This window comes from Brevibacillus fortis (genome assembly GCF_003013395.1).
Taxonomy (GTDB): Bacteria; Bacillota; Bacilli; order Brevibacillales; family Brevibacillaceae; genus Brevibacillus; species Brevibacillus fortis.
Genome location: NZ_PXZM01000024.1, coordinates 67,428 through 81,305 on the forward strand (window position 1 = coordinate 67,428; position 13,878 = coordinate 81,305).

13 protein-coding genes are annotated in these 13,878 nt (G+C 48.8%); 7 read left to right on the forward strand and 6 right to left on the reverse strand.

Features of this window, described 5'->3' with window-relative positions; genetic code table 11:
• Positions 1-8 precede the first annotated feature (8 nt).
• The 7 genes from C7R93_RS16385 (at position 9) to C7R93_RS16415 (ending at position 7,416) form a co-directional block, all read left to right on the forward strand.
• A complete protein-coding gene (locus C7R93_RS16385; RefSeq protein ID WP_244191565.1) occupies positions 9-599 on the forward strand; it encodes a TetR/AcrR family transcriptional regulator in 591 nt (196 codons plus the stop codon).
• 75 nt (positions 600-674) lie between these two features.
• Positions 675-2,051 (forward strand): MFS transporter, encoded by a 1,377-nt coding sequence (locus tag C7R93_RS16390; RefSeq protein ID WP_106839813.1) that lies wholly within the window; start codon positions 675-677, stop codon positions 2,049-2,051.
• 71 nt (positions 2,052-2,122) lie between these two features.
• Positions 2,123-3,508, forward strand: a complete 1,386-nt coding sequence (gene pdxR / locus C7R93_RS16395) for a MocR-like pyridoxine biosynthesis transcription factor PdxR (protein WP_106839814.1) — start codon at positions 2,123-2,125, stop codon at positions 3,506-3,508.
• A 104-nt stretch (positions 3,509-3,612) separates the two neighbouring features.
• A complete protein-coding gene (locus C7R93_RS16400; RefSeq protein ID WP_106839815.1) occupies positions 3,613-4,371 on the forward strand; it encodes an HAD-IIB family hydrolase in 759 nt (252 codons plus the stop codon).
• A gap of 482 nt (positions 4,372-4,853) precedes the next feature.
• A complete protein-coding gene (locus C7R93_RS16405) occupies positions 4,854-5,471 on the forward strand; it encodes an IS607 family transposase (RefSeq protein WP_106839816.1) in 618 nt (205 codons plus the stop codon).
• Positions 5,449-6,558, forward strand: a complete 1,110-nt coding sequence (locus C7R93_RS16410) for an RNA-guided endonuclease InsQ/TnpB family protein (RefSeq protein WP_106839817.1) — start codon at positions 5,449-5,451, stop codon at positions 6,556-6,558. The genes C7R93_RS16405 and C7R93_RS16410 overlap by 23 nt, the downstream gene beginning before the upstream one ends.
• A gap of 162 nt (positions 6,559-6,720) precedes the next feature.
• Positions 6,721-7,416 (forward strand): M24 family metallopeptidase, encoded by a 696-nt coding sequence (locus C7R93_RS16415; RefSeq protein WP_106839862.1) that lies wholly within the window; start codon positions 6,721-6,723, stop codon positions 7,414-7,416.
• A gap of 68 nt (positions 7,417-7,484) precedes the next feature.
• Here C7R93_RS16415 and C7R93_RS16420 read toward each other — a convergent pair whose 3' ends face one another.
• The 6 genes from C7R93_RS16420 to C7R93_RS16445 form a co-directional block, all read right to left on the reverse strand.
• Positions 7,485-8,300: an ABC transporter permease gene (locus C7R93_RS16420; RefSeq protein ID WP_106839818.1), complete on the reverse strand. Its 816-nt coding sequence runs from the start codon at positions 8,298-8,300 to the stop codon at positions 7,485-7,487.
• Positions 8,297-9,283: an ABC transporter ATP-binding protein gene (locus tag C7R93_RS16425; protein WP_106839819.1), complete on the reverse strand. Its 987-nt coding sequence runs from the start codon at positions 9,281-9,283 to the stop codon at positions 8,297-8,299. The genes C7R93_RS16420 and C7R93_RS16425 overlap by 4 nt, the downstream gene beginning before the upstream one ends.
• A 17-nt stretch (positions 9,284-9,300) precedes the next feature.
• Positions 9,301-10,110 carry an ABC transporter permease gene (locus C7R93_RS16430; RefSeq protein ID WP_106839820.1) on the reverse strand — a complete coding sequence of 270 codons (810 nt, stop codon included), beginning with the start codon at positions 10,108-10,110 and terminating at the stop codon, positions 9,301-9,303.
• Position 10,111: 1 nt separating this feature from the next.
• Complete coding sequence (locus C7R93_RS16435) at positions 10,112-11,209, reverse strand: ArsR/SmtB family transcription factor (RefSeq protein WP_106839821.1); 1,098 nt, start codon at positions 11,207-11,209, stop codon at positions 10,112-10,114.
• A gap of 152 nt (positions 11,210-11,361) precedes the next feature.
• Entirely contained in the window at positions 11,362-12,690 is a 1,329-nt protein-coding gene (locus C7R93_RS16440; protein WP_106839822.1) for a DUF4129 domain-containing protein, read from the reverse strand.
• A complete protein-coding gene (locus C7R93_RS16445) occupies positions 12,687-13,877 on the reverse strand; it encodes a DUF58 domain-containing protein (protein ID WP_106839823.1) in 1,191 nt (396 codons plus the stop codon). Before C7R93_RS16445 ends, C7R93_RS16440 begins: the two co-directional genes overlap by 4 nt.
• Position 13,878: the final 1 nt, after the last annotated feature.

Here is a 13,878-nt window from a genome sequence, read left to right on the forward strand (position 1 = left end):
GGGTAGTAATGAACAGTAGCAAAAGTCTTACAAGCAGCGAAAAACTGATGATAGCCGCAATCGATCTCATCGCGGAAAGAGGCTACAACGGCGTAACTACGCAAGAAATTGCCACTGCGGCAGGATTGAGCGAGAAGACGTTGTTTCGTCACTTCGGCAGCAAGCGGAATTTGCTTGAGTGCGCCTTTGACCGTTTTCATTACACGGAAGGATTGACAAAGCTTTTCGCGGAGAAGCTCACATGGGATTTGCGCGAGGATTTGCTACTGATCAGCCGAACGTATCACGAAATGATGAACCGCAATCGGAAAATGATTTTGATTAGCATTAAAGACGAGGCTCATTTGCCCGGATTTCGCGAGCGGACCCAAAAGCACCCGCGTCAGTTGATGGCACTGTTTACGGATTACTTCAAAGAGATGGGCAATAAAGGCAAGATGATCCAGACGAACCCTGAGGCTCAGGCGACTGCATTCATGGTAATGAATTTCGGGGCGTTTTTGAACGATCTGGATGGCACTAGCAATTTTTCAGGGGTATCTCTGGATGTATTTATCGAAGAGAGTGTAGAGGTTTTTGCTAGGGGCTTGACTCCCTAGTTTTTTTACCACTCGAATGTCAGTCAGTACTGACAGTCAGCGAATAACTAACAAAAGTAAAGGGGAAGATGCGACATGGAAGCGAAAACGCAGCAAAACAGGGAAATATTAATCCGGATCTTGATGTTTACATTGGTCATTTCATCCATGAGTGCTTTGGTGTTTAACATTGCACTCCCCGAAATTAGCAAGGAGTTTGGTTTGAGCATAGCGCAGGTGAGCTGGCTATCGACCGCATATGGATTGTTATACGCGATCGGAACCGTGACGTATGGCAAGCTGGCGGATCGATACAAGCTCAAGAATTTGTTGACGTTTGGGCTCGTAGTGTTTACGGCTGGTTCGTTTTTCGGTTTGGTCTCCGATTCCTTTGCGATGGCCCTCTTCGGAAGATGCTTGCAGGCAGCAGGGGCGGCTGTCATTCCGGCTACCGCGATGCTCATTCCTTTGCGATACTTCCCGCCTGAGCGCAGGGGTTCTGTTTTAGGAAGAACGGCAGTAGGATTGGCTCTTGGCGGTGCACTCGGTCCTGTGGTCGCGGCGTTAATCGTCAGCTTTGCCCATTGGCGCTGGCTGTTTTCCATACCGCTTCTGATCTTGCTTACGCTGCCGTTCTACCGCAAATATTTGGAGGATGAGGAGAAAGCGTCTGGTGGGAAGTTTGATTGGGTGGGCGGCTCTTTGCTTGCGATCAGCGTGACGTCAATGCTCTTGGGGGTAACGAATGGATCGTGGTGGTCTGCATTGGGCAGTTTGGTTGCTTTGCTCCTGTTTGTCGTACGCATTCGTTCGGTAGCTGATCCATTTGTACAGCCGAAGGTTTTTGCCAACAAGCAGTATACAGTCGGGATTCTTATGGCATTTCTCTTGAATGGAATGGGGATATCGCTTTATTATCTCAGTCCGTTGCTCTTGGCTCAGGTGCAGCAGCTATCGACGAGCTGGATCGGCTTCGTGATGGTTCCCGCAGCCATTGCTTCGGCATTGCTTGGACGCGTGGGGGGGAAGCTCGCAGACAGGCGGGGGAATGCTTTACTGTATTTCGTTGCCTCTAGCTTACTGATTAGCTGCTTTGGCTTGCTTTCTACTTTCACGAGCACCTCAGTTGTAGGCATTGCGCTCTTTTTGATCCTGGGCAATGTGGGGCAGTCTTTTATGCAAATTTCGATGGCGAACTCGATCTCGAGGACGTTGACGAAGGAGCAGGCGGGAGTAGGCATGGGAATCTTTTCGATGCTGAGCTTCATTTCCATGGGGATCGCGTCTGCGGTATACAGCAAGGTTATCGATCTTGGGGCGACAACCAATTGGAACCCGATGAATCCATATACCAGCGGCTTCATTTACAGCAATATTTATTTGATGATGGCCCTTATGCATGTGTGTCTTATGGTCTTCTACTACTTTCAGTTCGGTAAGACGAAGAGACAGAGTCTTCTAGCGGATAGCTGACCTTTTGTTCATTCAGGCTTAATCTAATATGTGGTAGACTAAAACAAAAAAAGGAAGGGGGTTCCTGTACGTTGCGAGAGCTTTCTGCCATTCATTTCACAGAGGGAGAGCCACTGTTTATCCAAATCTATCACTTTATCAAAGACGAAATATTGCGTAACCAAATCACATATGAAGAATTTCTCCCCTCGATCAGAAGCGGTGCCCAATCGCTTGCGGTCAGCAAAAACACGGTAGAAGTTGCCTATCAGCTACTGGTATCGGAAGGGTACGTCAGCAGTATTCCGAAAAAAGGGTATCAGGTGACGTATAAAGCAGGACCTCCTTCCGGGCAGCAAACAGCGGAACCGGAAGACTCTCGTATACCGCCGATTCGCTATGACTTTCGCTACGGCAACATCGAACTGGGGGCATTCCCTTTTCATCCGTGGAATAAGCTGCGTAACAAGCTTATTTCCTACCATCAGCTCACGTATATGGTGGAGGGGCTGGATCAAGGCGAGTACGTCTTGCGAAAGGAACTCTCGAAATTGCTGCATGAAACGAGAAGAGTCCTCGCCACGCCGGAGCAGATCGTTATTGGTGCCACACCGCAACAGTTGGTGTCGATTGTCGTCCAGCTGCTGGACAGAGAGAAGCATGTGATTGGCGTGGAAAATCCGGGCTATGATGGTGCGAGAAATACGTTTCAAAACGGTGGCTACCGTGTACACGGCATTCCCTTGGAGGCAGACGGGGTATCCATAGAAGAGCTTGTGCAAAGCGGGGCAAGCGTCATGTACGTGAGCCCTTCCCAGCAATTCATCAACAAAATGACGATGTCTTTGGAGAAAAGAAACCAATTGACCCTGTGGGCGCAATCCTTATCGCATTCTTATCTGGTGGAGGATGACTACGAATGGGAGTTCAAATATCAGGAGAGCTACATCCCTTCGATCCAGAGTCTGTCTCCTCAAAAGGTTGTCTACATTGGGAGGCTCTCCAAAGCATTGCTGCCGCTCGTAAACGTCAGCTATGTCGTCCTTCCTTACGAGTTGCTATCGCGTTTTCACCAGCGCATGCCTGAATACGATCAGCCCGTTTCCCGATTGGACCAGCTGACTCTAGCGGCGTATTTGTCCGATGGCTATTGGCACAGACACTTGCAGCACATGCGAAAAAACTACGTGGAAAAGCGAGAGGTGTTTCTTCAGGCAGTAGCTCGTTACATGGAAGGACGTGTGGAAATAGAAGGGAAGGATACGGGGCTACATGTATTTTTGACCGTAAAAAGTCAACGGACAGAAGCGGAACTCATGGAGCGTGCCTATCAGAAAGGCGTAAAGGTCTACGGAACTGCCCGATACTGGCTGCATGATACAAGAGAGCATCCGACGGTATTGCTAGGGTACGGAGCATTGACCCCCGATGATATTCGGGAGGGCATTCGCTTGTTGGCTAGCGCCTGGTTCGATTAACAGATCAGCTTTCTGTCCCACTCATCTTGAACGATCTGTCCCTTTGGTCTCGGACGGCTATCCATTACGATGGACAGGACAGCGATTAGAAAGGGTGGGACAAAATGAAGTTCATATTTGATCTGGACGGGACGATCTGTTTCAAGGGTCAGCCGATCTCCACAAATATTTTGGATAGCCTGCTTGCGCTCGAGCAAGCGGGACATACTGTAGGTTTCGCCTCCGCAAGACCATATCGTGATATGCTGCCTGTTCTCGATGAGCGGTTTGCCAACCATCTCCTCATTGGCGCGAATGGGGCGATGACACATCACCTGGGGAGCTTGCAGGCCTGCGTGCCGATCCCGGATCGTTTGGCACATGAAATCATCAGCATTCTCGATGATTATCGCGCGCAGTATTTCATCGATGACTCGTGGAATTACGCACATAATTGTGTGTCGACCCACCCTTTTTTGTGCCAAGTCGATCCCAATCGGTCAGCCAGTCGTGTGGATGTGGATCAATTGAATGCCGTCCTGAAAATCTTGATTTTATCGTGTGACCGTTATGAAGAATTGGTGGCGAGAATCAAGGAACTCGATGTTACGCTGCATTATCATTCGGCGGAAGGCATTCTCGACCTCACTTATCGGGGAGTGAACAAATGGGCTGCCCTGAATCAGTTCGATGTTGCAGGGGAGCCGTTCATCTGCTTTGGCAATGACATGAATGATTTGCCGCTGTTTGAAAAAGCGCAGCATTCCGTATTGATTGGCGAGTATGAACCGTTGTTAGCATTAGCGAAGGAAAAAATCGCCATGAATGATCAGGTGGAGCAATTCATTATCGCAAAATTGCGAGAACTGGGCGCGGACAACTGAATGATGAACAAACGTCCGAATGTGGAGGTCCGGACGCTTGTTTCTATCAACTATTATTGGATCATCTCAGCACAACACCAACCGCATACACTTTGCAGCCGATCAGGATCTTCCCAGCAACAGGCTCTGCATCTCATGCTTCTTTCTCTGGGAGGATTGTGTCTAGAATAAGGATCACGATCAGGATTAGGAGGAGTAGAAAATTGCACCAAACGACCATTTACTTTCTTGTATCCTTTGTTGCGGGATTTATTCCTTCTCAAGGATGATCACTTCTTTAGATGATATACGATAGGGTATGCTCAAAAAATTTTGATTGAATAGACATGCATCTCCAATTACAAAAAATGGATAAATCACTTGTTCATATTCATTCATTAGCGAGTGGTTGCATTGTGTGGGAGGTAATTAACGGAAAATATAACATTAAACAACTTTATACAAAAATAAACCTGTAGTACAATGTAATCAGGTGATGAAAAATGTACTCCATAGGGAAGTTTGCAAAGCTGATCGGTGTAACGCCTAAAACGTTAAGGGAATGGGATAAGTTAGGAAAGCTAACCCCAATTTTAGTAAAAGAAAATGGATATCGTTATTACTCGGATGAACAGTTGCATGAGTATCTGCGAAGACCTGCTGTCCAGCAGGAAAGAATAACAATTGGCTACTGCCGAGTATCAAGTAACAAGCAGAAAGATGACTTAGAACGTCAAGTGGAGAATGTAAAATCCTACATGATTGCGAGAGGGTACTCTTTTGATGTGATTACAGACATCGGCAGTGGTATTAACTATGAAAAACGTGGGTTGCTTCAACTCATGGATTTCATCATTCAAGGTAAGGCTGATCGCGTTGTTGTTCTTTACAAGGATAGGTTACTAAGCTTTGGCTTCGAACTCTTTGAGAATCTATGCAATAGATTCAGCGTTGTTGTTGAAATAATAGACAACTCCGAGAAAACAGAAGAACAGGAATTAGTTGAAGACCTTATCCAGATCGTAACGGTGTTTAGTTGTAGACTGCCAGGAAAGCGAGCAAACAAAGCAAAGAAAATGATAAAGGAGTTGGCAGAAAATGATTCTAGCGAAGAAAGTTAGGCTCAAGCCAACTCCTGTACAAGAACGACAACTTTGGAAATCTGCTGGTACTGCTCGTTGGGCTTATAACTGGACGCTTGCAAAGCAAGAAGAAAATTATCGTAACGGTGGAAAGTTCTTGCTAGACGGTGATCTACGTAAGGAGCTGACGCAGCTAAAGCAAACAGAAGAATATTGGCTGTATGACGTATCCAATAACATCACAAAGCAGGCGGTCAAAGACGCCTGCGATGCTTACAAGAAATTCTTCAAGAAGTTAGCGGATAAGCCAAACTTCAAGAGCAGAAGACGCTCTAAGCCGTCTTTCTACAACGACAACGTGAAGCTGAAAGTTAAGCAGAATCACGTTCTCATTGAAAAGGTCGGATGGGTAACGACATCTGAACAATTGCCAACAGATGTGAATTATACGATGCCTCGAATCTCTTTTGACGGGAAGTATTGGTACTTATCTATAGGTGTTGAACAAGAATTCATTCAGCCGGAGCTGTCAGGCGAGAGCCTTGGAATTGACGTAGGCGTAAAAGACCTTGCGGTATGCTCTAACGGAATGACTTTCAAGAACATTAACAAGACAAAGGTAATGAAGAAAGCAGAGAAACGCTTGCGTAGGTTGCAACGTAAGGTTTCTCGAAAATACGAAATGAATAAGGAGGGAAGCCGTTTCGTCAAAACTTGCAACATTGTAAAGGTCGAGAAACACATTCGTTTGCTTCATCGGAGATTAACGAATATCCGTACCAATCACAGTCACCAAGCTACTAGCGCTATCGTGAAAACCAAGCCTAGCACAGTAGTGATGGAGACATTGAATATCAAAGGCATGATGAGGAACCGCCACCTATCAAAAGCTATCGCACAGCAAAAACTTTACGAGTTCAAGCGACAGTTACAGTACAAGTGCGAGAAATATGGTATTCGCTTCATGGAAGCCGACAAGTGGTATCCTTCATCAAAAACCTGCTCTGATTGCGGTGAGGTCAAGAAAGACTTAAAGCTCTCAGATCGAATATTCAAATGTGTTTGTGGGCTAGAGATAGATAGAGATGTAAATGCTTCTATCAACCTAGCAAAATTAGCGAGCTAACCCCAATAAGTTACCGCTAATCTGTAGGATTCGTTGTATCCGAATTTACGCCTGTGGAGTGTCCTATCAGATGCGAGTAGCTTCGGCCAAAGCAGACACAGAGAAGCAGGAAGCAAACAAAAGATGTGTAGACTTTTACAATCTTTTGGCAACGGCCATCAAATGATGAATCCATTATTGGAGAAGAGACATCAGGCCCTGCGCGAAGCAGAGACCAAAGCTGAGTTTTTATTTGCCACAATCGAAGGGAAGGGCATCATTCGCAGCGGTGTGACGGAAAAAGATATCAACAAGGAGATTTACGAGCTGGCCTTTCAATTGTTCGGGATCAAAAAATATTGGCATAAGCGGATTGTGCGAGCGGGAAGAAACACGCTGTATCCGTACAGAGAAAACCCACCGAATTTGACTGTCTCCCCCGAAGATATTGTCTTTCTTGATTTCGGGCCTATTTTTGAGGACTGGGAGGCTGATCTCGGCCGGACGTACGTTCTCGGCAATGATCCGGTAAAACACAAGCTGCGCGACGATATTGAAAAAGCGTGGGACGAGGGTAAGGCTTACTTTTTGTCCAAGCCGGATATTACGAGCAGCGAGCTGTTTTTCTACATGTGCGAGCTTGCAAAACAATATGGCTGGGAGTACGGTGGACCGCACGCAGGGCATCTCATCGGTGAATTCCCGCATGAAAAAATTCAGGGGGATGACATCGATAACTACATTCACCCAGACAACCACAAGCCGATGAGGGAACCGGATCAGCAAGGTCAGCCGCGTGACTGGATCTTGGAGGTTCATTTTATTGATCGGAAACGAGAAATTGGGGGATTTGTGGAGAAGCTGTTGACGGTGGAGTAAGAGGGAAATAAGAAAACGCCTTTTCCAATTAGGAAAGGGCGTTCTATATTTAGCTCCTTTTTGCCCAACTAATACATCACCATGTTCCCTGTCTTTTTCATATGCTTCTCCGCTAGCTTCAACAACACGACGGTCGCCGTCACCAGCACCAGCAAGACAGCCGCTAGAAGTCCCATGCTCGGCAGCATAGTTTGCAACGACGCTCCCTCCATCAGTAGAGCGCGAATCAATTGAAGCGCGTAGGTCAGGGGAAAGCAGAAGGAAATGACCTTGGCCCAAACCGGAAAGGCCATCGGGGGTAGACGGACACCGGAAAAGATCAGCATCGGCTCATCCAGTACGGTGTACAGAAAGCTCGAATCGCGTGAAAACAGGAAGAGCACACAGAGAAAGCCACCCCAGACGATAGCCGATACCAGCAAAATGAGGAAGGCGAGCGGAGGTGCCCACCAGCCGCTCAGCTGAATGCCATCGACAAAAAACAAGGCTAACAGGACAAAGCAAAAGAACAGCCAGACCCCCTCGATCAGCGAAGAAAGCGAACGTCCATACAGAAAAGCGAGTCGGTTGACCGGGCTGATGAAGATCATTTCCATGGTTCCCGCTTGCCTCTCAAAGCTCATTTGCCACGACGACTGCACCAGGCACCAATAAAAGATGTAGCCTAAATAGCCAGTCAACAGGAACAACGGCAACTGCTCGTAACTGATGAACCGGGCTAGAGGGGAATCAGCTCCCATCCGGAACGGGGCAAACGAATAATACGCAGTTACGAAATTGATGACGGGCCAGACCAAGAGCGAGAAGTAGATCATTTTGCTATGAAACGAATGGCGATGCTCCTTGATGATTTCGGCCAAAAGCAGACTGCCTAGCTGTTTCATGCCCCCCTCCGATCTGCCATGTGCAGGATGACGTCCTCCAGTGATGGCTGTTGGGTAGAGAGGCGCAAGACAGGGGATTGGTGAGCAGCCAAGAGGGAAAGCAGCGGAGTCGTCATATCCGTTTTTCCCCGTAACGTCACTTCCCAGGTCTGCTCGTCTGTTTCTGCGATTTCACGCGAGCCGCCGTAATCCAGAACTAGCTGGCGCAAATCGTAATCGAGCGAGTCGGAAAGAGAAGGGATCACTACCTGTAAGGCTGTATCCAAATGAAGCGATTTGGTCAGGTGCTCCGGTGTATCATGCGCCACGAGCCTTCCTTTGTCGATGATGTATACCTCGTCGCAAAGCTCTTCTACCTCATGAATGTAGTGGCTGGTCAACAGAATGGCTTTTCCATGCTGAGCAGCGAGCTCACTCACATGCTTGCGAAGCTGTCGGGCGATGGGGGCGTCCAAGCCGAGAGTCGGTTCGTCAAGAAACAGGTAGCGCGGATCATTGATCAGTCCGCGGGCGATTTGCAGTCGTTGCTTCATGCCTTTGGAATAACGCTCGACAGGGGTGTTGGCGGCCTCATACAGGCCAACCTGCAAGAGCAACGAATCGATCCGATTGTGCAAGGCTTGCCCTTGCAAACCGTACAGACTGCCGAAGTATTGCAGGTTTTCCCGCCCTGTCAGCCGCCAGTACAGCATGCGCTCGCCCCCTGCGATCATGTTGACCTTCGCCTTGACGAACCGGTCGTCCTTTACCGCGTCATATCCGTCTACCGTGATGGTGCCGCTGGTCGGGGTGAGCAGTGTGGAGCACATCTTGATCGTTGTTGTTTTTCCTGCCCCATTAATACCTAACAATCCAATGATTTTGCCGGGTACCATGCGAAAGGACAGATCAGCAACTGCCTCGACCTCTGTCCATTGCTGGCGAAACCAGCCTTTTCTCTCCTTTACCCGGTATACCTTCCGTACATTTTCTGCAATTAGCATGATTGTTGTCCTCCTCGTTATCCAAAAATCGATTCCATGACGCGTTTTTCCATCCTACGAATGCCCCACACCCCGATGACGAGATAGATGAGGGAGAGGGCCGCCATATGAAATAGCTGTGGTAAAACGGCATGCAGCGGCGCTCCTTGAATCACACATTGCCGGAAAGCATCCAGTGCAGGCGCGAGCGGCATGATGAGTCCGAGCGGTTGCAGCCATTCAGGCAAATACGGAATCGGAAACGTCACCCCACTGACAAAGGCCATCACGGCAAACAGTGTGTTTTGTGTGATGTACGTATCGCGGAAGTAAAGCATGAGACTGCCCAAAACGAGTGCCTGGCAAAAGAAAGCCCCTGTAGACAATATCCAGACAAGGACGGCGCTCCATACGTTCGTATGAGAAAGGGTGAGTCCGAACAACGCCCCTACAAGTACAATCACCGAAAATTCGAACAAAGTACGCATGAGCTGTTGGGCGACATTCCCTAAAAAGTACCCCCTGCGCATGGAAGGGGTGAGCAAAACAGCCTCCAAGGTCCCTTCCCGTAGCTCCGTAATGAGTGAGCGGCTGACATTCATCAAGGTTGAGACGGCAAATGCATAAAAAGCTCCGCCGAGGATGGCGTACGACAAGTAATCGGACGAGCCAGTGAGATGCACGAAATTCCCGTCCAGCTGTCCGGCAAATACATAGTGATAGGCGAAGAAGGCGAACAGCACCGTATACACCCCGGAAAAAATGTGGCCGATGACAAACGACCACGGATAGGCACGAATCATTACGCGGGTATTGCGGATAAAGGTAGCTTTGGCGACATGAAACACGTTATTTCCTCCGTTCTGGGGGATGTGATGAAGCAGGTGGAGAGGCAAGGCTGGGAACAGGCATATCGATGAACTCATGCAGATCGACGGCGAGTTGTTCCAGACGTGATGCAATCGCGCGGTAAAACACATACCGTCCTCGCCGTTCACTCCAGATAAAACCTGTGTCTACCAGAAGATTCAAGTGCTTGTTGACGGCAGGCTCACTGATGTTGTGCAGGTCAGCCAACTGCTGCGTGCAGTAAGGATGAGCCAATAACGATTTGAGAATCGCCGTCCGCGTCGGATCACTGAACACCTTCATCTTGTTGATGAAGTCAGCGGGAATAACCGAGGTAGCCGAGGTGCCGGGAACGTCAATGGATAAGCACACAGAGATATGATCGTCGTAAATGCCAAGCAACAAATGCGGCGAGACAAAAGTAGAGACACGCAAATGGATACGAGCGAGCTTTGAATAGCCAAATGTGTACGTTTTTGCCTTGTGAAATTGCAAGAAGTCTTCGTGCACCTTCAAGCGAGGGTGCACCTGCGACAAAAACGGAATCGGATCAAGCCTGATCTGCTCTTGTGCCTCATGTACAGCGCGGACGAGCCACGGTTCAATCCGCCGCTCTTCTGTCTGGAAAAAAGGCAGGTAGTCGTAGCAAAACTCTAGAAAACTGCGCTTGGTTGAGAGTGGATGGCGCAAAAGCTCCCGATGCTCCGGTTTCAGTTCATCAAAAATCTCGTCCGTACGTCCTTGCATCCAAGCGTGAAGTTGTCTGGGATGATAGACAGGACCGATCATGAGTTGGGCAAATTCGCCAGCATCCATCGCCTGTACACGTTCCAGTGCGGCCTCAACAGAATGCTCAAAGCACTCCTCCCAAGGCGTCAGGAAATCCATGGCATCGAGAAACTGATTGGACATGGAACTAAAATAGTGAAGCTTTTCCAAGAGTGGGGCAGGTAGCGCAGTGAGCAGCTCCTCCGCCCAATGCAAGCGGGCGCTGTGATGCTCCGGCTTTGCAAGTACGTGAAGACTTAAGAAAAACTCATAGCCGGGTATGTATGCGACGTGCAGATGCTTACGCAGCCAGTTAGGCAAATCTTGCACCGAGCATTCTCCTTTCTTGTTCAATTAACCATTTGGTAAATTCAATTTGGGGGTGGGCAAAATTGAAGAAATTATGCCGGAGGGGCACCTCGATGTCAAGAGAAAAAGAAAACAACCACGGCTAAAAGGTAGCACGTGGTTGGAGAACGGTATTACGTCTCGGAAAAACGAGAGCCGAGTGTTTGCACGGCTTGCTGCATCGCTGTCAAATCCGCTTCGGGAAGTGACTGCTCCTGATAGCGATATTGCTGATAGTAGCGTGTAATACGGCCGGCTGCATCGATTTGACCTGCATCTAGCGAGGACTGCTCGCACAGGCGATGGAGAAATTCTTGGGGTGTCTCATGCAGCTCGATTGGCATTCCTTGCTGCTCCATGAGGACGAGAAATTGATAGTAGGCGTATCGGGTGGGATCATCCTCTGAGCCAATGGACTGTTTGAACCATTTAGCAGTATCGTCCCCTGTACTTTCTTCGCTGGCAGAGGGGGGAATAGTGGTCAACACCGTATTTTGTGCAGCCATCGCTTTTGGATTCGGAGTAGTTGTTCCTTTGAAGCGTTTTTTCCATATATATCGGCCGAGCAGGATCACACAGACGAGGATGAAGGCAACGATTAAGTATGGCTGAAGAACAGAAAAGAGCGGTTCTTCGAGCTGCATTTGTACCATGGGATTATTAGCTTTTTGCCCCGTACTTTCCATGAGTAACTGCATGCCTGCCTGGTTTTGGTTCGCTCTCTCGTACAAACGCTCGAACAATTCCACAATAGCAATAAGCACAGGCTCAAATAGCGTGTACAGTCCAGCGGTGAGTGGTCCTTTTATCCAAGTCCATATCCAATAAAAGAGACCAAGTACGATAGACCCGACAGCCAAATAACCTGCGATCAAAAGAATACGAGTGCCGAGTACTTGACTGCCGAGAATCAAACTGACGCGAGCAGGCAGACTCGTAGAAAGTGATCCTTCCCGCAACACGAACGCCCCGATCGCCACCAAAATATAGCTGAGAGTAATGAGGACAAGCATGGAAAAAGAGGCTGCGGGCGAATAGGAACCCGGGTCGACAATTGAGGTGTAAAGTCCTGTTATCACGAGCTGTATCAGGCCCGCCATTAGCGCGAGAACAAATCTGCGTTGCAGACTGTCATGTCGATAACCTTCCTGGGCAGCGCTTTGTACTCTCCAAAAATAAACAGCAGCTAGAATCAGAGCGACGAGCCAGGAATCGTAAAAGTAGAAGCTGCCTATTCCTATGACAAACACAATGGGATAGAGCAACAGATGGAGCAGAAATCGTCCGCCACCGCCATAATACAACCAGCTCCCAACCATGAGCAGAATCGCAGCCACCAGGCAAAACGAGAGCAGTTGACCAAAGCCTGCCGTCATATACCCAAACAATATCAGGAAAACACCAGTAAGCAGTGCCTCCATCCAAAAGGCGAGCGTCCACCGGCCCATCAACGAGAGTGTCATCGCATCATCACGCTCCTTTTTTTCAAGCGAGCATGCTCAAAACGCTGGATAGTGACAGGATCAGATGAGACATCCAGCACAGCAACCTGATGACCGCATTGAACAAGACGCTCCGCCGAGGCTTGTACAGATTGGTCCATTCGTGGTGTCACAATGAGAATGGCTTCCTTCCCAGGGACCCCTTCTAGACGGCGGAGAACAGGTGCCAGAGACGTCGTCACAAAATGATGCATTTGCGCCAGCTGAGTCATAACGTGCAGGTGGTGTGCCTTGCCATTTCCTGTAGGTAAATGGAAATGATCACGTCCTCGTTGCTTTACGGTAAGGTACAGCTCGTATCCGACCGATTTTCTCCTGCACAGGCCAGACAAAGCCGCAAGACACGAGATTGTCCGTTCATTGGTGGTATCGTTATACTTTTGCATCATCGGTTCATAGGAGGGCAGGATATGCCCGACGATTCGCCAGTTTGGATGGGCTGTATACTCGAAAAGGCGCGTCTCCAGTGACCCTGTTTTGGCGGTTGCCTTCCAATGGATGTGCTTGAAACGGTCGCCTGGCATGTATGACCGAACGCCACGCTGAAAAGTGACATCGTCCTGTTGGCGCTGACGAGAAAGCCGATTCCCGTCCGGTTCCGTTTTAGCGAGCAAGACGGGAGAAAGAGCAAGAGGCAGCGGATAGACCAGCAAGGAAAAGGAAATCGACAATGTCATGGCGGTAGGCTCCTCGCCCAGTAATGGCAATGTCTCGGATTGAATATCCGTCAGCCAGACTGTGCCTCGCTTGTTCGGGATGAGAATCAATGTGCGAACAGCACTTTGCCGCATCGGCAGATCAAACCGAAGGCGAACGCTGGTCCGGTGATTGAGGGTTCGCACCTCGTCTGCTCCTTCCACTACGACATGTTCCGGCAGTGTGAAGCGGAGCCAGGTAGCAGGTAATGGCAGCCACGAACGATTGTGCAAGCGAACCGTAACGTGCACGGGTGTCCCTGATAGGACGCGCGTATGATCGCTGGACCATTCGAGTGACACCCATTTGGACATGGACTTGCCCCACCAGTCTTGTGCAGCAGGGAGAAAAAAGAAAAAGCCCCCAAACAGAAAGAAAAACCAGTGGCCGGAAAAAATGGCGAAGAGCAACAATACAAAACCGATTACATGAAAAGTTTGCTTGGTGATCATA

Bases quoted from the DNA above. Each gene is read 5' to 3' on its own strand.
- C7R93_RS16385 (WP_244191565.1), top strand. From the start codon at position 9: ATGAACAGTAGCAAAAGTCTTACAAGCAGCGAAAAACTGATGATAGCC.
- C7R93_RS16390 (WP_106839813.1), top strand. From the start codon at position 675: ATGGAAGCGAAAACGCAGCAAAACAGGGAAATATTAATCCGGATCTTG.
- C7R93_RS16400 (WP_106839815.1), top strand. From the start codon at position 3,613: ATGAAGTTCATATTTGATCTGGACGGGACGATCTGTTTCAAGGGTCAG.
- C7R93_RS16405 (WP_106839816.1), top strand. From the start codon at position 4,854: ATGTACTCCATAGGGAAGTTTGCAAAGCTGATCGGTGTAACGCCTAAA.
- C7R93_RS16410 (WP_106839817.1), top strand. From the start codon at position 5,449: ATGATTCTAGCGAAGAAAGTTAGGCTCAAGCCAACTCCTGTACAAGAA.
- C7R93_RS16415 (WP_106839862.1), top strand. From the start codon at position 6,721: ATGATGAATCCATTATTGGAGAAGAGACATCAGGCCCTGCGCGAAGCA.
- C7R93_RS16420 (WP_106839818.1), bottom strand. From the start codon at position 8,300: ATGAAACAGCTAGGCAGTCTGCTTTTGGCCGAAATCATCAAGGAGCAT.
- C7R93_RS16425 (WP_106839819.1), bottom strand. From the start codon at position 9,283: ATGCTAATTGCAGAAAATGTACGGAAGGTATACCGGGTAAAGGAGAGA.
- C7R93_RS16440 (WP_106839822.1), bottom strand. From the start codon at position 12,690: ATGACACTCTCGTTGATGGGCCGGTGGACGCTCGCCTTTTGGATGGAG.
- C7R93_RS16445 (WP_106839823.1), bottom strand. From the start codon at position 13,877: ATGATCACCAAGCAAACTTTTCATGTAATCGGTTTTGTATTGTTGCTC.